This window comes from Bacillaceae bacterium S4-13-56 (assembly GCA_040191315.1).
In the GTDB taxonomy this organism is placed as follows: Bacteria; Bacillota; Bacilli; order Bacillales; family JAWJLM01; genus JAWJLM01.
The window spans coordinates 1-791 of record JAWJLM010000169.1; the positions used below are offsets into that span (position 1 = coordinate 1).

Sequence of the window (791 nt, forward strand, 5' to 3'; positions counted from 1 at the left end):
AAGAAATCCTCTAAAGGTCGAAAGGGTATTGACTTTTATGCTTTATTTAAAGCTTTTACTTTGGCTCCACTTCTTTATGTGGAAGTCATGGTTTCAAGTGTTCATCTCCAAGTGGAGGGCAACTCTGATTTTCGAACTGTGTGTGGTTTTACAACCATTCCATCTCTCAAGACCTTCGAGCGTTTTGACCAGATCATGATTGAAAATGGTTTATGGGAGAAGGCTCGTCAATTGATGGTGAACTTTAATATACAACAAGGAATCATCGAAAAAGAAGATCAATTAGCCGTCGATACGACACATGTGGAAGCTGAAGCCACTCTTCATGCGAAACGCAAGTGCGGCCATTCCGATCCATGTGATTGTCCAGAAATACCGACAGATGACAATGTTGGTCTGATGAGAAAAAGTAATACCGTTACTTATATTGCACACAAAGTAGCGCTAGTGTGCGGCGTGAAATCAGAACTTCCTTTGTCTAGAAGTATTTTCAAAGGTGGTGAGCATGATGGAACGACTCTCGTGCCGACCTTAGAAAAGGTAAAACAAGATCTTCCTGAAGAATGGTTAAAAACCGTTCAATACGTGAGTGCAGACGGAATCTATCAAAACAAGGAGAATCAAGAAAAAACGAAAAAAATTCTCGATGCCAAACTCCTGTCTCCCATTAATCCACGAAAAATCAAGGATAAACAACTAGATGTTCGTGGTGTAACGAAACTCGACAGATATGGAGTACCGCATTGTATGAGTGGTCATCGATTAAAATTAAAAGGGTTAGATGAAGCAAA

The 791-nt window shown here is 40.1% G+C and carries 1 protein-coding gene; it reads left to right on the forward strand.

Translation table 11 applies throughout. The annotated features are described in order from the left end of the window. On the forward strand, positions 1-791 hold a 791-nt coding region (locus tag RZN25_18425), incomplete at both ends, for a transposase (protein ID MEQ6378774.1).